The following is a 22,053-nucleotide window of genomic DNA, read 5'->3' as shown; positions in this document are numbered from 1 at the left end:
CCTCAGCGGATCCGGAGCTGGGCGCGGTCGCCTCGGCAGCTCGATCTCCGCGGCGCCCGCTCGTCCCAGTTGGACTTTCTTTCGGCGTGAGGATGGAGTGGAACAAGGAACGTAAGGAGATGCTTGGATGGCTTGGATATGCGAAACGTGGGAAACCAGGACCTCCCCCAAGATCCAGCGTACAGCCGCCTGACCAACGCCGAGCGCTTTCAACCGCTGCATTCGGCCATGCTAGAGATCATCGGCCGGCTGGAGAACGACTTCGACGTTGAGCGTACTGATGGTTACGGTCTGGACGCGGAACTGGAGCAGGGACTGGACCCTGCACGTCTGCATGTGCGACTCAGCCCGAGTAACCACGACGCCGCCCCCATTGCGGTGGTGTTCTCAACCTTTCCGGGTCTCCACGTCCGATTCGGGCGGTGGTACAGCGAGCTCTTTCCGAGCTGTGGCTGCGACGCGTGCGATGAGTCCGCAGAAGGCGAAATCGAACGGCTCACCGAGATGGTCGAGGACGTAGTCGCCGGGAGGTTCTTCGAAGCGATCCGATGTCCCCTCGTTTCCTTCAGGCGGACTGGTTGGAGGGAAACGAAATTCTGGTCGTCAGTCGGGATCCGTGCTCAAAGATCCCGTGTTGATGGTCTGCGCGCGCGTGAAATGGCCGGTGGCCGTCGTCGCCTGGATTTGATCTGGGAGCCTTGGCGTCGTAGACGGACCATCGGCTAGGGTCACGACTGCGGCTTCCGGGCTTTGCAGGTTCGAGTACTAGCCACCACCGGCAGCGAGGTGCACCGCCATACACCCAACGACACCGGTGGCGAGAAAGGGCGAAAACGGCAACACCCTGCAGCGTCGCCCACTTCGCGCACCCCACACGAACACCGGCATGGCTGCGACGACTGCAATACCAATAGCGACCACTATCACCGCCATCCCGGTACCAATTCCCAGAACGCCCGCGAGCTTGATATCTCCGAGCCCAACGGCGTCGCGCGCCACCAGCCGCGGAAGCGCAAGCAGCACCATTCCCAGGCCACTGCCCGCGAGTGCGTCCACCCACCAACCGCCGACTACCGCTAGCGCGCTGGTCGCGACCAGGCCGGTGACGATGAGCGTATTCGGGATTCGCCGCTCACGGATGTCGGTGATCGAGGCCAACAGCGCGACTCCGAGGGCGACCGAAAGCCCGATGAGCCCCGGATTCACCCAAAGAGTCCCTTGGCGATGCTCAGGAGCATGGGAACAAAGATGAGCAGCATGAACGCGGGCAAGAAAGAAATAGCGATCACGAGTTGGGCCTTGGCCTCCTGCGACGCCACCGCCGCGTCGACAGCATTCTGCCGCTGGGCCCGCAGTCCCACTTCATGCTGATCCAGGACGGCCTCGAGCTCCGCACCTAGCCGGCGCGCCTGCTTGATCGCCAGCACGAAAGCCTCGAACTCGGGTGATCCCAATCGGTCGGACGCCTCTTGGAGGGCCACGGTCAGCGGTACCCCGAGGCCGTAAGCGGCCATCGTCCGCCGGATCTCACGGACCAGCTCGGTAGATGCCGCGTCCGACGCGTCGTCCTCCACCAACATGTGCAGCGCACGCTCGACGCCCATCCCAGTGCTGATCAGTCCACGCAACTCGGCAATCACGTCCGGCACCTCGGCCAGGATCCGCTTGCGACGAGAGGCCTTGCGAGCGTCGATCACGATGGAGGGCGCCACGAAGGCCAGGAGCCCCGCGATTGGCGCGCCCACCATCATGGCCGGCACCCAAGGGATCAGAAGGGCTAGCGCCGCGCCCACGCTCCCGCCAAACAACAGCTTCATGGCTACCACGGTCCGCGGCGTCACCCACGCCGACTCAAGGCCTGCGTCACGGAGATCCTGCGCGCTGACCAGGTGCTGATGGCGACCGATTCGCCGGCCGACGACGTCGAGCATTGCGCCGATGTTGCCGGCCATACCCGCGGGTGGCCGGGTCGCGGCCTGGGAGTCGGCCTCCGTCAAACGAAGCACCCGGCGCTGGCGGGCTCCACCGAACAAGTCGGCGACCCAGCTGAGCGCGACGGACACCAGAATGCTCACGGCACCGGCAGCCGCCATCGCGGTAATCACTGCTGGGCCGCTCATGCTTGCGCTCGAGTGAAGCGTCGCCACAGGTACAGCCCGAAAACTTCACACATCACGGCTCCCGGGAGCAGCACATACTGCCCCAAGGGCTCGTCCATGACGGTGAACGACTCCGGGTTCGTCCCCCGCAGATACAGATGAATGACCGGGATCGCCACGGCAACTACGACGATCTGAATCCGCAGGCCGCGGGTCTTGGCCCGCAGGTCCTCGTGCGCACGGAGGTTCGCGGCGACGGTCGCCTCAAGGCCCTCGAGCGCGGTCACCGCACGCCGTCCGGCCACGCCGTGCTCGATGGCCCGTGCCAGCACGCGATAGGCCAGGCGCAGGTGGCGGCCCGGTGTCCGCGCAGCGACCGCAGCCAACGACCCATGCAGTGGCCGGTCCAACCTGAACCGATTGGCGACCCACGCCAGATCGTCTCGCACCTGCGGCGTCGCCACGCCCTCAGCGGCAGCTCGCAGCGCTTCAATGTAGGTAGCGCCCGCCCGCAGGTGGGCGCCCAGCAACCGCAGCAGGACGAGCGCCTCGCGATCGGCGCGCGCCCGTGCCCGCCCAACGGCAGTGCGGAGTACCACCCAAGGAGCGATCGCCCCGACAATTGCTCCCACCGGCACGAGCGGCGGAGCCACCAGTCCACCGGCGACCGCCCCAACCGTGAATGTCCCGCCGCTGATCAGCAGGAAGATTGGTGGCGCCACCGCCACTCCGGCTTCATGCAGGTAGTCGGCAATAGGATTGAGGCGACGCTGAACCCAGCTGCGGGCGGGCGAGTCGGAGGGCCGGCGGACCGGCGCAAACGCCAGCACAAGCGCAACGACGCCGGCCGCGGATGACGCGGCGGCGACGACGGCGAGATTCACAAGACCAGGCCCTGCATTCGGAGTTTGGCCAGGACCTTTGGCCCCGCTTCGTAGCCATTGCTAGCCTCAAAGCCCACGATGTTGCCGCCGGCGGCCGTGCGCTCCGCGCTGAACACCGGCCGCAGGTCGTAGGTCTCGTCAGTGGACATGCCGGCCAATTCCATGACCTCAAGCACTGCGCGACGGCCGTCGGCGAGCCGTCCCACATGGATCACCAGATCGAATGCGCGCGCAATGGGCTCGCGCAGCTCTCGCGCCGCGAAATCGCGATACTCGCGGCGCACCAGCGTCTCGAGTCGTCCTAGGGCGTCGGCCGCCCCATTCGCATGAATGGTCGTTCCCGACCCGGCGTGACCGGTGTTGAGCGCCTCCAGACACACATAGGCCTCGCGGGGGCTGCGAATCTCGCCCACCACCAGTCGATCGGGCCGCATGCGCAGTGCGTTCGCCAGAAGGTCGGCGACCGACACCGTGCGGTCCTGGTAGTCGACGGCGCGCTGACCATGGACGCACTGCAGGCGGACCGTGTGGCCCTGGTCGGGCTCCGCCAGCTCGGTAGTGTCCTCGATGATCACCACGCGTTCGGTCGGAGGCACCGCCGCAAGGAGGCTGGCCAGCAGCGTCGTCTTGCCCGCCCCCGTGGCACCAGCCACAAGCACGTTCAAGCGGGCGCGAACCGCGGTGGCCAGAAACGCCGCCATCGCTTCACTTAACCCGCCCGCGGTGACCCAATCCACAGCGGCCTCTTCGCTTCCAATACGACCCGAGGCTTCGGGTTGCTCCGACCGAAGCGCCAGCCGCACGCGCCGGTGCTTGCGAATGGAGAGGCAGGGTCCGCCCACCGGCGCGATCACCAGATTGGCCCGGCTGCCGTCGGCCATGCGCGCATCTACGCAGGGGCTTTCCAGCGACAGGTGCCGCCCGACCAGTGCCGCGATTTTCTCCATCAGCGCCGCCAGATGCTGAGCATTCCGAAATCGCACCGACGTCGGCTCCAGCCGTCCCCGGCGCTCCACCCACACCTCTGTCGGTCCGTTCACCAGCACATCGGTCACCTCGGGGTCCGTCATCAGCGATTGCAGCGGTCCCAGTCCGGCCAGCTCGTCGCATAGGCGCTGTACCAACGTCGGATCCGGAATCGCCCGGGGATATGCCTCGGCGAGATGCGCGTGGACAACCGTGCTGATGCGGTCAATTCGGTCGGGCGCGGGACTGAACGGATCCAATACCTGGGGGTCGAGTGTCCGTACCAGCCGCTCCCGCACCTGAGCCAGGAACGCCTCGTCCCTGAGTGTGCCGACGGTTGGCCTGGACATCTGGTGGACGTCGGTCGTCGCAGCAACCGCCGAACTCACGGCCTGCCCTGCACGGTCTGATGCTGACCAACCGAAGCGCTGCCGGTGGGCACATCGAGACGCTGGCTGAGCACGAACGTTCCGGTGGGAATCCGCGCCACGTACCGCGGCACGTCCGCCGTGGGCACCGCCAGCACGGCGGCGCCGATTCGGACGGAGGCTCGGCGGGCCAAGCTGTCGTCGTCCGCAGGGCCCTGCAGAGCCTCGCCGCGGTCGCTGCGCAGCTCCACCAGTAGCACGCCGCGACCGAGCACCTCCACGTGCTGCGGCACCGATCCGGACAGCGTCCGGTCGGCGGCGGGTTCGGGGCTTGCCACCAGAACATCGACGACTTGGGAGGGCGGCACCACACCGCCCAACGCTCGCGTGGCATCGACCGGGATCGCAATCAGGGCGTGACCTGGTGCGATCGACCCGGCATGCGCCAGCAACGCGGCGCGGCGCGAGTCCGCGAGCTGTCCAGACACGATGTACTGCCCGGCCGGAATCGGGCCGGTGGCAAAGGCGCCCACGGCCGCGTCGAGGGAGGTGAGCGCGCCGGCCGGACGGGCCGCCGGATTGACCTCCCGCACGGAAAGGTCACCCGGCGAGAGCCGATCACCGACATCCAATGGCCGTGCTGCCGTGACCACTGGCGCCATTTGCATGCTCTGATAGACCAGCACGCCGGCGGCGAGACCCAGAAGCAGTCCCACGGCCAACAGCCAGTGCCGTTTCATCGGTCGTCCTCCCACGTCGTGGCGCCCTGGTAGCGCACAGTCACCGCAATCGATCCCTCGAGATCGAAGTCTCGTGTCGTGCCGTCGCCGTAGGTCACCCGGATGCGCGTCCGCAGGTGCAACTCGTACGGCCGGAGTTGGCCATCAACGACCGGCGTCACGTCGTTCCATTGCAGCCGGAGGGGCTCATCGGGTCCCCCGCTGGCGCCGGGCTGCGTCCCGCCGGGCCGGTCATTCGCCCCGCGAACGAGAGTCCATTGAGTGAGCGCCACGGTCGCCGCGGGATCCGTGGCCGGCGGCTCGACGTTCGCGCGGACCCAGAGATCGATCGGCGCACCGCGCAGCACCTCGATGGCCGAGAAGCCCTGGACGTTGCCGGTCAGCGCCGATCCCGCCACCACAGGCGCCACGCGAAGGGCGCCGACGGGCGGGTCGTAGGCCGGCCTCGGCGTTGGCGCCGGAGGCCGAGGAGTATTGGACGGCGTCGGCGACACACGCGGCGGCTGTGGAGTTTCCGGCGTCGGCGTCGGCTGATCCGGACCACTGGACGGCTGTGGTTTCGGCCCCGGCCGGTTGGTCGGCGTAGGATCCGGTCCTGGATCACCGGGCGGTCTTGGGCCCGGTGGGTTCGTCGGCGTCGGATCCGTTATCGCGACCGTAGGCGTCGCCGTTACCGTTGGCGTCGAAGTCACGGTCGGAGTCGGCGTCACCGTCACTGTCGGCGTCGGGCTGACGGTCGCCGTCGGCGTTGGAGAGGTCGTCACGCCCGTGGTGAACCGGACCCGATCGTCCTGGAAGAACACGATGTTCGTCGGGACGTAGCAGCCGTGCCGCTTGCGATAATTCTGATAGAACGTGCCGGCCAGTAGCTCGCCGTTCACGTCACGATTGCGGCCGTTGAAGGCGGCACCGTCGTAGGGGCTGCTCGCGCCCTTGGCGTAGCTGCCCAGATCTACGGCGTAGAGATCGTTGGGTCGATTGTCGGTGACCGTCTGGTAGTCGATGCCGCCTTCCGTCTCCACGTCCTGAGTGCCCGCGTAGTAGTCCGTCACCTTGTAGATGCCGGACGGGATGGTGCAGGTCCCGTGGCTTGGTGGCGCCGGCGTCGGCGATGGGGTCGGTGTGGGGGATGCGGCCGGGCGTGGCGTAGCCGTGGGCCTGGGTGTGGGCGTCGGATGCGCGAGAGCTACCCAGTGGCGCCGCGTCTCGTAGCGCCCCGGCACCGTGACGACCTCGTCCACTACGTGGTAGCCGTCGATCCGGCGACGCTCGGTCGTCCAGTAGCCCGGCACCCAGACTGTGACGACCTGCTGGCGCAGCACCGTGACCCAGCGGCCGTGATCCTCCCAGCGCGAGGTGTCGACCCAGACCTCGTCGCTTTCCCAGTGCGACGTATCCACCCAGACCGTGTAGGGCTGCGAGGCATCGTCGTCCCAGAGCTCCACCCAATGGCCGCTCTCCACCCACCGCCGGCGCTCGTCCCAGTAGCCCGAGTCCACCCACACCATGTGAGATTCCCATACGAGTTCCGAAACAATGTTGGTGCGGGTCTCGTATTGGCCCGGTACCCAGACGGTGTGTTCTTCCCACCGGCCCGGCACCCAGACCGTCCGGGTTTCGACAACCGGCTCTATCCAGACGGATTCGGTTTCCCAGTAGCCATGGTCCGCTCGCGCCTCGGCGGCGAGTCCGACGGCAAGCACCAGGCCGAGGACTGCCACGAGCCACGAGGCCGCGCGCCGCATCGTCTACGGCGCCCTTCGCTTGACCGCAACCCCCGCCCAGAGCTGGTCGGACGCGCGCCCATCGAACACTAGACCCACCGCAACCTGGGCCACGCTCGGATCGGTCAAGAAGGACCGCGCCTCGTCGCCCATCAGCGTCGACACGTCATCGAACCCGGCCTCATGCCACGCGGCCGGCAAGCCAACGGGCCAGAGCCGGACCGCCCATCCGCCGGCTTCCGCCGCGCGGAGCTGACGGGCCTGCGGCCGGACCTGGTCCATCCCGCCCTGGCGCAGGGCGTGCGCGACCAGCGTCCGCACGGCGCCGCACCGCGGGTCGTCGACCGCGACAGCTGGCAGACCCAGCTGCTCGCGGACCCATGTCACCCAGTCGAGCAGCCGCTGCTCCTGGCGGACCAGCTCATCCGGGTCCGGCTGTGCGACGGCCTGGCCGGGCGCGACGGTCTCGGCACCGCCGACAACGACGGCGACAGAGGCGTCGAATGGCGGCAGGACCGCATGCACCCGCGCCTGGCCTGGCGTCCGTCCGGTGACCACGCCGGTCGGATCGACCGACAGCACCTCGTCGTCAGTCACGGACCACCGCACCGGGGCGTCCTCGCGGGAGGTGCCGTCCGCCAGCGCCGCCACAGCCCGGAGGCCGGCCCGCTCGCCGATGGCCAGCGGGATCGGCTCGTCCACACCTGCGGTGATGGTCAGGGCGGTCACGGCGATGCCGACCGCAGGCGACGTCTCGGGGCCGGCGGACGCGACCATGGCCGTCACCGGCGGCGCGACTTGGTCGGAGGGCGACCCAGCAGCGGAACCAAGCATCCAGCCGGTCAACGTACTCATCCCTACGGTCATGGCGGTCATTGCCGCCACCAGCAGCAGCGGCAAACGGACCGAGCGCCCGGTGATCGATCGATATCGCGGACTTCGCATGGCATCAGCTCCTTGTCATCGCGCTCGCGGTTACTTGCAGCGCTTGGGTGTTGGGCAGGCCCGCCAGCCGCAGCAGCCCAGTGCGCACCGGGACCTCGGCCCGGATGGACACGGTGGGAGCGGCGGCGGTGCGGTTGCGGATCGGATCGATTCCGCCTGGATTGGTCACGGCGATTTCGGCGGCCCCGGCCACCGCGGTGGCTGTGGATCCCGCGATCTGCCGGTCTAATGGTTGTAGGTTGAGCCGCAGGTATTCGCGGGCGACGCCAGCTGCCGTGTCCGCCAGTCGCACCTTGCCCGTAGCCGCCAGATGGCCGGCGTCGATGTGCCCGGCGGCCACGACGGCGGCCTGTTCCAGGGCATCGACGAACCGCAACCGCTGGACCCTGATCGCGCCGATGTCGATCACCAGCGCCGCCACTAGCAGGGTCAGGCTGAGCATTGCCAGCGTCATGCCGGAGACGCCGCCGGACTCGTCGGCCATGTCGGAACGCGACCATCCCGTCACCGGTTCACCTCGCCCCGGGTGGTGAAGTGCGAGCGGAGCGGCACTTCGAGTTCCAGCAGGAAGGGGATGCGAACGCGCTGCGTGCTTTGCATCTCGACCGTCACCGGCTCGCGCCAGTCCACCGCGGCGGGATGGATCGTCAACTGCACGTCGCCGGTCTCGAGCCCCGCGGCGGCCAGGTCCGCCGCAACCCGGGCGCGAAGAGCAGCGCTATCGCCGCCCTCCTGCGCTGCCTGGCGGGCCGCCGCCGCCGCCACATGGTTCTGGGCCTGCCAGGCGCCTAGCAGCTGGGCAAAGGCGATGACGGCCAGCAGAACGGGCACGGTGACCAGCATTGACAGGACCGCCTCGGCGCCCACCGCTCCGTGCTCGGAGCCCGGCACGACTCGGCGGCACCGAACCCACCACTGTGACCGGCGCACTTCCTAAAGCCCGGTCAGTTCCGTCAGGACGCCCTCGAGATAGGTCGATAGGCCGTTGTTCCAGGCCACGATCGCCGCGCCGAAGATGGCCACGCCGATCCCGGCGATCACGATGTATTCGGTGGCGTTGCCGCGCTCGTCGGTGACGATGCCCCGGAGACCGGCCGCCAGCCGGTCTTTGATCTGCACAAGCATTGGCGTTCCTCGCAGTCGTACGATGGACGAAGGTCGGCGAAGACCAACGCCGCGAGCCTCGCGGCCGGTCCTCGCAGGTCGGATCAGGCGCCGGCGGGGGTCGGCAACTACACCTCGCCCCCGCCGGCGCCTCAGTGATTCATGTCGGGCTGCCCTCCCCTCCCTCAGGGCGCGCCGACCCGGGCGCACGCAGGACGGGCTGTCGGTGGTCACCGTTGGCAAACGCGGGCTCCCACACCGGGCCCAGCGGGTTGGCCAGAAACGCCGGCTCCCAGGCCAGGGCGATTCGCAGCACGTGGTTCATGTCGCTGCCGCCGCCGTCCGTCAATTGGCGCAGGGCGGCCTCCACGGCCTGGCGGAGGCTGACCACGCGCGAGCGGCGGTTCGTGGTGATGCGCAGCTCGGGGAAGACCGGGAACTCCGAGCGCCACGCGCCCGACTGCCAGAATCCCGCATACCGCCGCACTTTCTGCGCATAGCGGCGGAGCTCCTCCGTGCCACGGTCAATCTCGAAGAAGAGCCAGTGGTCGCCGGCCGGGCTGCGTACCTGGGCGAGGCCGTCGGGGTTGATCACCTGCCACCGCCCGCTCGCCCGGTACCGCATCCGGAGGTGCGGATCGGAGTTCCAGCGCACCAGCTGATGGCCGGCGGCGGACTCCAGGGATTGCCAGAGGGCGATGAAGCAACGGTTCACCGCCAGCTGATGCCGCGTCCGCTGCGGCGTAAAGTTCTCGGGGTCGCGGACGTATGGGATCTGGGCGCGCGGCGCGTCGTCGATGTGCTCCAGTGCCTCGGCACCCTTGGCCGACAGGCCGTACACGTAGCCGCCGCTGCCACCACCCACGCCGCCGCAGGCCGACCTGGCGCGCACCACGAGGCCCTGCTGGTGGAGCGTCGTCAGGCAGCGCTGGGCGGCCCGCCGGCTCACCGGCTGGTAGACCACCTGGTGCACCTGCGCCACGTCCATGTAGCGGTGGGCGCGCAGCAGGCGCAGGACCTGGACCTGGCGGGGGGCCCAGATCATGAGGAGACCTGCGGAATCAGCATGATAGTTACGCGAGGCGACGGTGGGAGTTTTGTCAGAACATTCGGCAACGACCGATACTTCGCTCGGTTCGAAATACTCTGGAATGTCGTATTCGCGACACGACGGTGTCGGGCGGCGAAATGATGCACGCGGCGATGTAGCGGGCGATGTCGGGAGGGCCGTGTCGCCGCGGCTCGCAGAGCGGTCACGCCTGGTTGCCCGGATTGCCCGGCACGTCGCCGCTTGGCCGCGCAGCCAGATCGGCCCGACCGGGCGACCCGTCCGGCGAGTCGTCGGATCCATCGTTCGTTGCCGGGGCAGCCTCGGGTGGGTTGGCGGCAGGCTTTTCGGGCGCTGCGTCGGTCTTGGTCAGCCCGCCATAGCGCGCGGCCACGAGCTGGTCCAGATCCGCCCGCCGTTGCCCGAAGGCCGCTCGGGCCTGGTCGCGAATGCGCGCCGCTCGCTCCGGATCACCGCGCGGCATCGGCGGCACCGTGGCCTCCAACGGGCGGGCCGGCCGGTTGTCGACCAGCGTCTTCACCGCCATGTGATAGGCGGGCAGGTCGTCCAGCTCCGCCGGCGTAAAGGCCGGCGCCATCTCCATGGCGAAGTGCCGCGTCTGCTCCCGCAGGCCGCCGAACACCACGTGGGTGCGGGTGTTGAGCAGCACGCTGCTGATGATGCCCGCCAGCCGGGGATGCCCAGGGTTCTGCGTGGCCACCGCCAGTCCCACGCCGTAGCTGCGCGAACGCTCGAAGAAGGCGCCCATGTCGCGCCCGGTATCCAGGAACTCCTGGAACTCGTCGATGATGGCGAAGTACGGTGCCCGATCACCGGCCGGCCGCCGTAGCACCGCCTGCCAGAACTGCGTCACCAGGATGCTGCCCAGCAGGCGCGATCCGGCGGCGCCTAACGCCGTGTCGGCCTGGTCCAGGTTGACCAGCACGATCTCGCCCCGCTGCAGCACGCCGTCCCAGCGCACCGCCGAGCGCGGTTGCACCAGGATGTTGCGCACCCGCGGGTCCTGCACCAACATGGCCATCCGCCGCAGCGCGCCGCCGAAGGTCATCTCGAATTGGCGGACCGAGATGCGATCGACCTGGTTCCGCCAATAGGAGCGCAGGAAAGGGTCGCTGACGTTGGGCATCAGGCTCTCGCGCCACTCACGGTCGATGAACAGCCGCTCCAGGTCGAGCATGGTCGGCTTGATCTGCGGATTGGCGGCCAGGGTGCGGAAGCCGTAGGCGAAGGCCTGCGACATGGACGTGCCCCAGAGAAAATCCTCGCCGCGCACCAGCTCGCGCAGCAGCGCGTAGACGGCCATGGCCACGCGGTCGCCCTCATCGGCGTCCCGCACGTCGAGGGGATTTAGGCCCACCGGCCAGTCGGTGTCCGCAAAGTCGAGCGCCACGATGTCCGCCTCACGGTCGGCGGGAACGGCTTCCAGGAGCGACCGCGCCAGGTCGCCCTTGGGATCCAACAGCAGGACGCCGTGGCCTCGCCGGATGGCCGACAGGGCGAACCAGAACAGGAACGTGCTCTTGCCCACGCCGGTGGGGCCCACCACGAACAGATGCTTCAGCGCGTCGTCCGGCTTCAATCCATACGTCGCGGCCGCGTGGCGGTCAGCCATGGGGCGTTTGTCCGACGAACAGGTCGGTGTCGACCGGCACCTGACCCCGGCGGGGGCTGTTGCGGGTCCACACACGCCGTCCGCGGAACCCAACGAGGTCACCCCGAGGCCGGCCGGTAAGTGCGACAGCTTCTTCTACGCTGGCGGTAAACCTAGCGCCCGGCCAAGCCTGCTGCTCCGCCACGGCGCGGACGTGCGCGCGGCGGCGCCACGGCCGCCGCGCCACCAGTCGGTTGAAGGGTCCGGCGCAGTCCTCGAAAACTGCGCGGACCAGCTTGAGGCGGGCGCGGGCGCTCCGTCTGTCCCGCGCCCCCACTATGACGTGCACCTCGAGATCGATCAGGCGATCCCGAACCTTCGCCTCGGCCACGCCGGCCCCGGCCAGTTGTTCGCGCGTGGCGCCTCGCTCCGTCGGCGTATGCGAAGCACCGGACAGCAAGAACGCGAGCATTTCGCGCAGGGCCCCGCCGAGGCCCCGGCCGAGGTCTTGCAGGATTCCACCCTGTCCCGGCCAGCGACCGGCGCGCAGGGATTGGATCGCGGTCCATCCCCACTTAATGGTCCGATCGCCGGTCCGGCTGGCGATGGTGCGGATCATGACGAGTTCGTCGGGCTCCAGCCCGTCGAAGGCCAGATCGACCGGTGGACCGGCCTCCGGGTCATCCCACAGCGGGAGCACCCAGGACCGCTTCGGTCGGAGATAGGCACCCAGCAGATACCGGGCCTCAGGAGTCCTCATGTCGTCACCTCCGGCTGGGACTCGTGGATGGGATCGGGCGCATCGCGCCGCCCAGCGAGCATCGCGAGCACTCGTGGCCACGAACTGCCAATTCGGCGGCGTTCGGCGGCGTCCAGGTGCTCGGCGTAGCCGCGCGCGGCCGTCTGCGTGCGCGCGAGCAGGCCTTCGAGACGCCGTTTCTCTCCGCGGGCGTTCTCAAGCTGGTGGCGCAGCTTCTCGATTTCACGGCCGAGGTCGACAATTCGGCCGCGGGCGGCTGCCAGGTCGCGCTGCGCGTCGGCCGCGGAGTCGACGGCCGCCAGCCGCCGCTCGAGGAGCGCCGCCAGTCGGTCGCGCTCCTGCTCGACAGCGCGCAGGCGCCCCAGCTGTCGCGACACGACACATCCACCTTTCGTTAGTCGTCGGTCGTAGGCCGCCGCACCGGGCGGCTTCTCCGGCGCCCGGTTCAGCGGCGTATGGCTACCGTAGGGGCGCGGGAAACGGCCGGGAATCCAGGATTCCGTAATTCCGCGCGGGAGAATTCAGTCGACCTCGGCAGTGAGATCGAACGGGCGGATGGGAATCTCGTTCCACGGCTAGCCGGCATCTCTGAACAGCACCGGACCAAGGCTCGGGCCCGAGCTCGCGGGGTCGCGAGCCTTGCCGGCGCGCGGGCCGGAATCGTCAGACGCGAGAAGCACGCGTAATGCAGGATCGTCTCAATCACCCCGCTGTAGATCGACCGCGCAATCTCAGGCCGGACCGATGTCGACAGGGGCCGGCTGGGAGCTGTCCGACCGCCTAGATGACGCGCCACCAGGGCGCGGCTAGGACGTCGGGTGCGATCCAATCGACGAGTTCGCCCGCGTGGAGCAGTAAGCCAGGTCGACTCTGGTTCCCGTACTCGGCCCGAAATGTGCGTAGCGTGGCGATGTCGCGGCGTCGTGGGCGCGTGGTCGCCTTGACTTCAATGGGCAACAGCCGGTCGCCGGCCTCGATCACGAGATCCACCTCATCGCCGACCGCAGTGCGCCAGTCGTAGACGTCAGCCAGGTCCAGTCGCGCATCACGCCAGGCCAGGAGGTCGTGCAGGATCAAGTTCTCCAGATGTGCGCCGCGCGGGTCCGTCTCTTGGCTGAGATGCAGCGCCACGCCGGTGTCGCCCCAATAGACCTTGGGCGACTTGATCAGCCGCTTGGTCCGATTGACCGCGTAGGCCGGGAGTCGCACGAGCCGATACGACGTTTCCAGCAGATTGAGGTAGCGGTGGACGGTTGGCTGTGCCAGACCGACATCACGGCCAAGCTCGGTTTGGTTGAGGAGCTGCCCCAGGCGAAGGCAGGCGGCCCGCATCAACCGGCGAAAGTCGGGCAGTGCCGCGATGGACGAGAGACTCTGCAGGTCGCGCTCCAAGTACGTGCGCACATAGCCGTCAAACCAGATGGCCCGTTCCTCACTCGTTGCCAGGTGCAGGGCCGGGGTCGGGAATCCGCCGCGGCGCGCCAACGGCCGCCAGTCCTCACGGACGTCTGGTTGGGCCTTCACCACGTCGGCCCAGTCCTCGTCCGGGGCTTGCAGCAAGTCGTCCCAGACACCCCCGCGCCCTAGCCCCAGCTGCTCACGGCGGGTCATCGGCCAGAGAGTCAAGTAGCTTGCTCGACCTGCCAAGGATTCAGAGACCTGCCGCATGAGCAGCAGGTTGGCTGACCCGGTGAGGAGGAATCTGCCCGGTCGACGCTCTCGGTCAATCGCCTGCTTCGCAGCTGCCGGGAGATTGGGCTCCGGCTGCCCGTCGTCATTGTCACCGGGTCACGACCGCCAGATCACGCCTCGCGGTCGCGTAGCGACTCCAAAGACCCGCGCACTTGGCCCACCTCGGAATTCAAGAGGCGACTAGGCAAATGGTGCCGACCAGAGCAGCCTTGGTGATGATTCCGTAGGATCCGCGCCGCCATTACCTATCCCCCGTTCGCCAGACTCCGGTGGCCCTTGGCCCCGAATCGGAGCGCTCGGCGGGTGCCCCTGGTGTCGCACAGAGCCCCGACGTGACTCATCGAAGGTCGTGCCGGCATCCGATCGGTGTGGCGGCGGGACTCCTACCGGCGGCCATTCAACCGTGCAGCAGTCTTCACGGAGGTGCCAGCCAGTGTGGTATCGATTTCACCAGCATTTGCCCATGGCCTAGGGTGCAATTGCGAGCTGATCTGCAATACCCACGCCATTCGAGGCGCACCCGACCGCTGGCAACCACCACCATCGTGAAGCCATAATCGCAACTCTGCCAGACGTTGTGACCTCTCAAATCCATCTCACCATGTAGGGCGGGCTTCTGGGAGTGACGACCCCGACTCAGATTGGCGGGGGAATCCCGGCCTTCGCCGGGCCTGGCTTCACAGGCCGGCGGCTCCGAATTCCCGCACTCGAACGGCTCCCGGAATTCCGCTGTCGAATCCAAGCTCGGCCGGTCGATGGCAGTGCAAACGCCCTTATAGTAGATTCAGGTTGTGAATATTCGAGACCTAGTCACGGTCCCGCTGGCCTCAGGGCCCCGCTCGACGATCGCGACTGAGGTGCCCGCCGGTCCGGCGGACCGGCCAGAGTGCGGGAGGCGGAGCATGCGTGGCGGGCGGCGACACGGGCGACTCATGCGGATGGTGGCCGTGGCGCTGGTGCTGGCCGCGGTGGGAGCCTTGGGCCAACCCCACCTCCTGCCCGGGCCGTCCCAGGCGGGCGTAGCGCAGGCGCAGTCCCCAGAAGACTCAACGCGAGAAGCTCCCGAAATCACCGCCCTGATCCATCCCACGACCAGTTCCATCGCCGTGGTCTGGCTGCCCGCGGATGACACCGACGTGCACTGGATCTACGTGGTCAAGACCGACGGCTCCGGCGGCCGCTTCCAACTGGCCGTGCCCGACCCGCCGCCGTCGCAGGACGCCTCTGCTCAATCGGACCCGGTGACCGAGACTTCCCACGTCACCACGGTCACCGGGCTGGCCGCCGGCACGCAGTACTGGATCGCCGTGCTCGGGGTTCGGGCGCCGTCCGAGAGCAGCCCCAGCACCTGGTTCCGCTGGAGCAATTGGGGCCGGACATCGACGCTCACGACCCCCACAGTCTCGCTGAGCTCCGACGTGGCGGTGGCGGAGGGCGGCACGGCCACCTTCACCGTCACTGCGGCACCTGCGCCCCAATCAGCACTCACCGTCAACTACGCCATCGGCGCGGATGACGACCCCGCGACCGTCAACGGGGACGGCAGCGACTACAGCGGGACCGCCACCGGCTCGATCACCATTGCGGCCGACGCCACCCAGGGCAGCATCGCCATCGTCATCACCGACGACAGCGACATCGACGATGGCGCTCGGGAAACGCTGGTGGTGACGATCTCCCTGCCCGAGGGGTCGAGCTACCAACTGGGTGGCAACGCCTCGGCAACAGTGACCATCACCGAGGGCGTGTGCGACCGCACCACCGCGGTGCGCAGCGCGATCCTGGACGCACTGACTGGCAAGAGCGCATGCGCCGAGGTCACGGACCCCGACCTGCGCGGCATCACGGGCACCCTGGATCTCTCGGGGAAGAGCCTCGCGGCGGTGCAGGCCCGGGACTTTTTCGGGCTCACCAGCCTCACCACGCTGCGGCTGAACAACAACTCGCTGGCATCGCTGCCGGCGGATGTGTTCGATGGGCTCACCAGCCTGAACAAGCTCTATCTGAACAACAACTCGCTGACGGCGCTGCCGGAGGACCTGTTCGACGGCCTCACCAATCTGCAGTACCTGCGATCGAGCAATAACTCCCTGGCATCGCTGCCAGCGGACGTGTTCGACGGCTTGACCAGCCTCATGACGCTGCGGTTGAACAACAACGACTTGGCGTCGCTGCCAGCGGACGTGTTCGACGGCCTCACCGGCCTCACCACACTGCGGTTGAACAACAACGACTTCGCGGCGTTGCCGGACGACCTGTTCGCCGGCCTCACCGGCCTCGAAGGGCTGTTCCTGGACAATAATCCGGGCAGCCCCTTCACCTTTACGGCGGAGGTGAAGCAGACGGCGGCCACCGAAGTCTTGGTGGTGGTCGTCCAGGCGGCGCCGTTCGACATGAGCGTCACCCTGTCAGTCCAAGGTGGGACGCTGTCTGACAGGTCCGTCACCGTGGCTGCCGGCAGCGGCGAGAGCTCGGCCATTACCGTGGCACCCAGCGGCGATGCGCCGGTCACGGTCAGCGCCACCTCCGCCAGCTTCCCCGCCTCCGGCGTCGCAACGAACGGCGTCACCATCAAATACAACGGCATCCAGACGGGAGTGGGTGCCGCCAATCAAGCACCCACGGCCAACGCGGGTCCCGACCAGTCGGTAGACGCCGGGGCGACTGTGATGCTCGACGCCTCAGGGAGCAGCGATCCCGACACCGGCGATACGCTGAGTTACGCCTGGGAGCAATCCGCCGGCGCCACCGTCACATTGAGCAGCACCACGGCGGCCGGCCCCACGTTCACCGCCCCGTCGAGTGCCGCCTCGCTGACCTTCCGGGTCACCGTCATGGACGCCAAGGGCGGCAGCGACCGGGACACGGTGGCCATCACCGTGAGCGAGAACCAGCCGCCCGCGTTCACGTCCAGCGCGACCTTCAGCCTCGCGGAGAACACCACGGCCGTCGGCACGGTCACCGCCACCGATCCCGACGCCGATGACAGCGTGACGGGATACAGCCTCAGCGGAACGGACGCGGCCCTGTTCGCCATCACCAGCGCTGGCGTCCTCACGTTTAGCTCGGCCCCCAACTTCGAGGATGCGCAGGGCGGGACGGACGACGACTCCAACAGCTACAACCTCACCGTCACCGCCACCGGCGGCACGGGCGATCGTGCCCTCACCGCCACCCAGGACCTCACCGTCACCGCCACTGACGTCAACGAGGCGCCCACCTTCACGTCCAGCGCCACCCTCAGCCTCGCGGAGAACACCACGGCCGTCGGCACCGTCGTCGCCACTGACCCCGACATCGATGACAGCGTCACGGGGTACACCCTCAGCGGGACGGACGCAGCCCTGTTCGCCATCACCACCGCGGGCGCGCTCTCGTTCAGCGCGGCCCCGGATTTCGAGGATCCGCAGGGCGGGACCGACGACGATTCCAACAGCTATACCCTCACCGTCACCGCCACCGGCGGCGCGGGCGATCGGGCCCTCACCGCCACCCAGGACCTTACCGTCACCGTCACCGATGCCAACGAAGCGCCCACGTTCACGTCCAGCGCCACCTTTAGCCTGGCGGAAAACACGACGGCCGTCGGCACCATTGTCGCCACCGACCCCGACGCTGCGGACAGCGTGGCGTTCGCCCTCAGCGGGACGGACGCGGCCCTCTTCGCCATCACCACCGCCGGCGCGCTCTCGTTTAGCGCGGCCCCCGACTTCGAAGACCCGCAGGGCGGCACTATCGACGACTCCAACAGCTACACCCTCACCGTCACCGCCACCGGCGGCACGGATGACCGGGCCCTCACCGCCACTCACGACCTCACCATCACTGTCACCAACGCCAACGAAGCGCCCACGTTCACGTCCAGCGCCACCTTCAGCGTAGCGGAGGACACTACGGCCGTGGGAACCGTCATCGCTACCGACCCCGACGCAGATGACAGCATCTCGGGGTACACCCTCAGTGGGACGGACGCGGCCCTTTTTGCGATTACCAGCGCTGGCGTGCTCACGTTTAGCACAGCGCCCAACTTCGAAGATCCGCAGGGTGGGACGGACGACGACTCAAATGGCTACACGCTTACGGTCACTGCCACCGGCGGCACGAGTACTCGGGCCCGCACCGTCACCCAGGATCTCACCGTCACCGTCACCGATGGGAATGATCCGCCGGGGGCGCCGGTCGCTCTAGAGATCAACTCATCGTTTGATTTCTCGTGGAATCCCCCTATTGATGATGGGGGGAGTCCAATTCTCTCGTACTTTGTTGAGGGCCACTGGAAGAATGCTAACGGGGTGCCAATCCGAAGCATCCGGGTCTTTGATGTCACCCAAAGATCCGCAAGCCTTATCCTTCATAGCTCTGACCCGCCTGACGGTTGGGCGTCGGTATCGGCTTGGGTGTACGCAGACAATGCTGTAGGTCGGGGGCTCAAGTCCGCATCCATAAATCGAAAGCGCTGACGGGATCGTGCGTGTGGCGATCCAGAAGCTAGACCTTGCGGAGCGGCGCATCGGTCGAGGCGAGGGCGGCGGAGTCGAATCTGAATTTCAATCACAATCGCCGCCAACGCAGTGGGGACGCAGATTCCGTGGGCCTGGCCGGCACGATGCGTGCCGGCGGACCCCATCCGCCAGCCTTGTCCTGGCATCCCAGGCTGTCCGCCCGGTACCTCTATGGATGTGATCTATAAGGTGATTAGGCGAAGACTCTCCAGAGCATCACCTCTGCGGCACACTGTTCGCCACACTAGATGTTGCCGAAATCGTCAGAACTAGCACTGTGCGAATGGCAGGTGCCTGCCTATCGGCCGCCACACCTAAGCGGCCGTTGTTCTCGACGCATCGGATTCTGATTGCTCGCATGAGAGGCGCGCTCAAGGCGTTCGTGGCCGCCCTCGTCGTAGCGGTGTCGGCAATCGCGTGCGGTCCCGACGACAATGCGCAGCCCAGGCATCGCGACGACGCCCGTCCGGCCACCACGCGCATAGCGACGGCGGCGCCGGAACTGCCCGAATCCCGCGCGGCCGAACCCGACAACGACGCGCCGGCAGCCACGCGCGTGTGGCCGGCCAGCTGGCCCGTCCCGCCGCTGCGGGTCATGTGGCTGGTGCACCCCAGCGGGCCGGTCTGGGGATCGCCCCACCGCTACTGCTGGCACCTCGGAGCCGAATCCGGTCGCGTCTGCGAGGAATACGGCATCTGGTCGGGGGTGAATGCGTACCCCGAGGCTGTCCCGGGCGAGCGGATTCCCATCACGATTGAGTCCGAAACCAGGCCGGACAGGGTGTTCGCGAACGTGTACACCCGACACGGGAACCTCATGGTCGAATCCCTGCAGCTCGGACCGAACTATCCCGCGCTCGATCTCGACTTGGACCCCGGCGACTATCACATCCGCGTGATCGGGCAATGGCCATACCCCGATCCCGGCGCTCCGCTCGGTCGGCGCTACAACGAGGTCGCCTACGAGTTCGGCCTGCACGTTCCGGGCGCGGTCGCATTGGTCGGCGGGTGCGACATGACGGACATCGGCGGCGATCTGCGCATCGTGTTGGGCTCGCTCGACGACCGCCTGCGCACGGCCGCCGACAGCGCCAACCGGGCGGGCTGCCGGTTCAAAAAGCCGATCGCGCGAGTCCTGCTGACCCTCGATACCGGCGCCCAGACCTATACCGAGGTTTTCCATTTCGCCCCGCCATCGCACGAGTTCGGATTGCCGCTGCCGGAAGAACTGGTCTCCGAGACGACCGGCGGACCGCTGCCGCCCGGCGACTACTCGCGCCGGATGATCGCGGTGACCGAAGACGGCGACGAGTTCGATCTCACGAGCCGCGACGGGGTACTTGCCTCCATCACTCTCAATGGACGGTGACCCGGCCGCCGCGCGCAAAGGCCAAGGGTTGGGACGGACCATGCCAAGCGTGACAGTGCCGACTATCGACGCCAGGTTTGCCACGGGCGGCTAGCATAGTGCGTTTCATCGGCGTCTCCTTCCAATCAATTGAAACCAGAGGGGGTGAACGTGATTTCATCCGGCTTGACGCTGCGCCCGACGGCGTTCGGGGGGACCTCGCATGGTTCCGCCGTCTCAACCGGCACGCCGACCAGGCGCTCGCCGACCTCGGGCGCGGTGATCTCGGGCAGCGGCGGGGACTGGGGACCCGCGTCGTCATCGCCGCTGACCGGGACCTCAACCACCAACTTGCTGACTACGATGTTGCCGCAGGGATCGGTATCCGCGGGCTCTACGGGTATTTCGCCCGCGACGGCCGGTACCAAAACTGGTCCCGTGTAGCGGATATCGCGAAAGTCATCAAGCGACTCCCACCCCTTGGACCGCCGCATGCTCTCCCGTTCCGCCGGCGAGAAGCGTTCCCAACTGTAGACGATGAGTTCGTCGTGGAAGACATCCCCCATGCGCACGGTCGTGCCCGATGGAATGTGCAGCGCTGGCACCCGTGCGTTGATGACCGCCTCGGTGGCCCGCCGACGCATGTCGCCCGACGAGTACGCCGCGCGTGCATCGGCCAACCGCCGCTCGACCTCACCGGGGTCCGTGAAGATCCGCACGGTCTCTGAGCTCTCGGCAGGCGAACCGGACGTGAAGTACGGCACCGCGGCCGGTCCCGTCACGTGATAGTCGCGCAGCGCATCGAGTGATTGGACGTCCAGACGCTTTCGCTCCGCTGGCGACATTGTTTCCCAGTAGTAGGCAATCACGTCGTCCGGGATGACATCCCCGAGGCGGACCGTCGTTCCTGGCAGCACAATGAGTGCTGGCGCCTCGGCAGTGGGCACCGCGTTCCCACACGCCGCTGGCGCGATGACCAGCGCCCCGACGACGAGCACGACCACGGCGATAGTGGGGATCGCGCTCGTGATGGTGGCCGGCGTAGGGCGTGGCATGCGCGGCATCGGCGCCCCCGTCCATCGGGTGGGCCCCGCTGCCCACCCGAAGGCAACGTAGCTCGCGGTGGCCTAGGCGACAACCGGGTCTCCTTCGCCGGCGCATGCAACCTGGCGATCGGACGCGGCCATGGAAGAGACGAATTGGGCATTGCAGGTCTGCTGGAGAGGTGTTTGGGCAGCGCCGCGCTCATCGCGTGCCTGACGGTAACCGTCGGGCTGTGCCTGCATGCCATGGTCCGCTCGCGGCAGTTGGCGGCGCGGCACCGCGCAGTCCACAAAAGCTCGACCGCCGGCAGGCGCAGGCATCTTGATGTACTTGAAAGGTGGGCATCTACACCGTCGCGCTGAAGACTGAATCCATCAGAAAGAGCGAAGGGTAGCCTGGTGCTCTCACCACTAGATGAGTGAGAATCGCAGAACGCAACCCCCGGCTGGCCGAGCCACTTCCACGAGAGAACAAGGGAGTAGCGAGGCTCCCATGAGAGTCATTTCCGGGTGGAGCGCCAGCCTGTCTGTACTGGCCACCGCCCTACTTGTCACCGGCTGTGGCCTAGTTCCGACGCCCGCCTCCACATCCACGCCCACGCTGACCCCTACGCCCGCGCCGACACCCACGCCCACGCCGATCACCACCGGCGCATCGGAGGACCCCACGAAAGATGTGGTAGCAGCTTGGACGGTCGAGGGGGCGGACGCCTTGGCCGACCAGATAGTTGGATTCCTTATAGAGGGAGAGCCCACCGCGAGGAGCACGGATAGGAGCGTTCTGACTGACCGGGTGCGGGAAAACGTCACATGGACATTGCAGGAGCCGCCGGGTGACGATCTTCAGGAGAAGGCGACCGCCCACGTTTGGGTGGAGGTTGGGCGCAGGAACTTCGAGGTTTGGGTGCCGTTCATTCTCACTATCAGAAAGCAGACCGTGGTCGACTTGACGATCAGCCTGGCCCGAGCCCGTATTCACGAGGGCGCGAGATGAGTGAGTTTGGTGAGGAATAAGGCAGTTCGCGATTGGGAGCTCCCCGTCCCCTCATCCCACGGCTCGCCCCGGGGCGCAGAGTCCCATCCGACATCGGTTCCAGCCCCCTTCGCTGCCAATGACGGCCGAGAATGGACTATTCGCCGTCCAATGCTTGTCGATTCGCCGCCTGGTGGGCCAGAGCGTACCGAACTACGAACGTTCCGGTGGGAGCTCGACCTGTA

Annotated in this window: 20 protein-coding genes and 1 pseudogene; 4 read left to right on the top strand and 17 right to left on the bottom strand. The window is 67.5% G+C overall.

All coding sequences use genetic code 11. The features are described from left to right. Positions 1-147 precede the first annotated feature (147 nt). Positions 148-726 carry a DUF6226 family protein gene (locus OXG33_15155; GenBank protein ID MCY4115252.1) on the top strand — a complete coding sequence of 193 codons (579 nt, stop codon included), beginning with the start codon at positions 148-150 and terminating at the stop codon, positions 724-726. A gap of 39 nt (positions 727-765) precedes the next feature. Here OXG33_15155 and OXG33_15150 read toward each other — a convergent pair whose 3' ends face one another. The 16 genes and pseudogenes from OXG33_15150 to OXG33_15075 all read right to left on the bottom strand — a co-directional run bounded on the left by OXG33_15150 (position 766) and on the right by OXG33_15075 (position 14,005). After that, a complete protein-coding gene (locus OXG33_15150; protein ID MCY4115251.1) occupies positions 766-1,206 on the bottom strand; it encodes an A24 family peptidase in 441 nt (146 codons plus the stop codon). Further along, entirely contained in the window at positions 1,203-2,120 is a 918-nt protein-coding gene (locus OXG33_15145; GenBank protein MCY4115250.1) for a type II secretion system F family protein, read from the bottom strand. The genes OXG33_15150 and OXG33_15145 overlap by 4 nt, the downstream gene beginning before the upstream one ends. Next, a complete protein-coding gene (locus tag OXG33_15140) occupies positions 2,117-2,983 on the bottom strand; it encodes a type II secretion system F family protein (GenBank protein MCY4115249.1) in 867 nt (288 codons plus the stop codon). Before OXG33_15140 ends, OXG33_15145 begins: the two co-directional genes overlap by 4 nt. Next, a complete protein-coding gene (locus OXG33_15135) occupies positions 2,980-4,338 on the bottom strand; it encodes an ATPase, T2SS/T4P/T4SS family (protein MCY4115248.1) in 1,359 nt (452 codons plus the stop codon). The genes OXG33_15140 and OXG33_15135 overlap by 4 nt, the downstream gene beginning before the upstream one ends. Continuing rightward, positions 4,335-5,057: a Flp pilus assembly protein CpaB gene (cpaB, locus tag OXG33_15130; GenBank protein MCY4115247.1), complete on the bottom strand. Its 723-nt coding sequence runs from the start codon at positions 5,055-5,057 to the stop codon at positions 4,335-4,337. Before cpaB ends, OXG33_15135 begins: the two co-directional genes overlap by 4 nt. Next, positions 5,054-6,802, bottom strand: a complete 1,749-nt coding sequence (locus tag OXG33_15125; GenBank protein ID MCY4115246.1) for a hypothetical protein — start codon at positions 6,800-6,802, stop codon at positions 5,054-5,056. Before OXG33_15125 ends, cpaB begins: the two co-directional genes overlap by 4 nt. Before the next feature lie 3 nt (positions 6,803-6,805). Further along, a complete protein-coding gene (locus tag OXG33_15120; protein ID MCY4115245.1) occupies positions 6,806-7,726 on the bottom strand; it encodes a hypothetical protein in 921 nt (306 codons plus the stop codon). A gap of 4 nt (positions 7,727-7,730) precedes the next feature. Continuing rightward, entirely contained in the window at positions 7,731-8,210 is a 480-nt protein-coding gene (locus OXG33_15115) for a hypothetical protein (GenBank protein MCY4115244.1), read from the bottom strand. A gap of 20 nt (positions 8,211-8,230) precedes the next feature. Next, positions 8,231-8,569, bottom strand: a complete 339-nt coding sequence (locus tag OXG33_15110; protein MCY4115243.1) for a hypothetical protein — start codon at positions 8,567-8,569, stop codon at positions 8,231-8,233. Between the two features lie 90 nt (positions 8,570-8,659). After that, the gene (locus tag OXG33_15105) at positions 8,660-8,851 is read right to left on the bottom strand and encodes a hypothetical protein (GenBank protein ID MCY4115242.1); all 192 of its coding nucleotides are present in this window, start codon (positions 8,849-8,851) and stop codon (positions 8,660-8,662) included. A 139-nt stretch (positions 8,852-8,990) separates the two neighbouring features. Beyond that, a complete protein-coding gene (locus tag OXG33_15100; protein MCY4115241.1) occupies positions 8,991-9,875 on the bottom strand; it encodes a replication-relaxation family protein in 885 nt (294 codons plus the stop codon). A gap of 208 nt (positions 9,876-10,083) precedes the next feature. Then, the gene (locus tag OXG33_15095) at positions 10,084-11,511 is read right to left on the bottom strand and encodes a type IV secretion system DNA-binding domain-containing protein (protein ID MCY4115240.1); all 1,428 of its coding nucleotides are present in this window, start codon (positions 11,509-11,511) and stop codon (positions 10,084-10,086) included. Then, complete coding sequence (locus OXG33_15090; GenBank protein MCY4115239.1) at positions 11,504-12,250, bottom strand: hypothetical protein; 747 nt, start codon at positions 12,248-12,250, stop codon at positions 11,504-11,506. Before OXG33_15090 ends, OXG33_15095 begins: the two co-directional genes overlap by 8 nt. Continuing rightward, complete coding sequence (locus tag OXG33_15085) at positions 12,247-12,627, bottom strand: hypothetical protein (protein ID MCY4115238.1); 381 nt, start codon at positions 12,625-12,627, stop codon at positions 12,247-12,249. The genes OXG33_15090 and OXG33_15085 overlap by 4 nt, the downstream gene beginning before the upstream one ends. 403 nt (positions 12,628-13,030) lie before the next feature. Continuing rightward, on the bottom strand, positions 13,031-13,861 hold the full coding sequence (locus OXG33_15080) for a DUF4143 domain-containing protein (GenBank protein ID MCY4115237.1): 831 nt from the start codon (positions 13,859-13,861) through the stop codon (positions 13,031-13,033). Then, positions 13,859-14,005 (bottom strand): annotated as a pseudogene (locus OXG33_15075) (AAA family ATPase). Before OXG33_15075 ends, OXG33_15080 begins: the two are co-directional and overlap by 3 nt. Before the next feature lie 869 nt (positions 14,006-14,874). Between OXG33_15075 and OXG33_15070 the strand changes: the two are divergent. Continuing rightward, a complete protein-coding gene (locus OXG33_15070; protein ID MCY4115236.1) occupies positions 14,875-18,402 on the top strand; it encodes a leucine-rich repeat protein in 3,528 nt (1,175 codons plus the stop codon). Between the two features lie 400 nt (positions 18,403-18,802). Then, positions 18,803-19,813, top strand: coding sequence for a hypothetical protein (locus tag OXG33_15065; protein ID MCY4115235.1), 1,011 nt, complete (start codon positions 18,803-18,805; stop codon positions 19,811-19,813). A gap of 125 nt (positions 19,814-19,938) precedes the next feature. On the opposite strand, the gene OXG33_15060 is transcribed toward OXG33_15065, so the two are convergent. Beyond that, on the bottom strand, positions 19,939-20,847 hold the full coding sequence (locus tag OXG33_15060; GenBank protein ID MCY4115234.1) for a hypothetical protein: 909 nt from the start codon (positions 20,845-20,847) through the stop codon (positions 19,939-19,941). Positions 20,848-21,328: 481 nt separating this feature from the next. Between OXG33_15060 and OXG33_15055 the strand changes: the two genes are divergently transcribed. Continuing rightward, a complete protein-coding gene (locus OXG33_15055; GenBank protein ID MCY4115233.1) occupies positions 21,329-21,829 on the top strand; it encodes a hypothetical protein in 501 nt (166 codons plus the stop codon). Positions 21,830-22,053 lie beyond the last annotated feature (224 nt).

The organism is Chloroflexota bacterium (assembly GCA_026708035.1).
In the GTDB taxonomy this organism is placed as follows: Bacteria; Chloroflexota; UBA11872; order UBA11872; family UBA11872; genus JAJECS01.
Note: the sequence above shows the minus strand (reverse complement) of the source record. Positions and strands in the feature narration are given on the sequence as shown.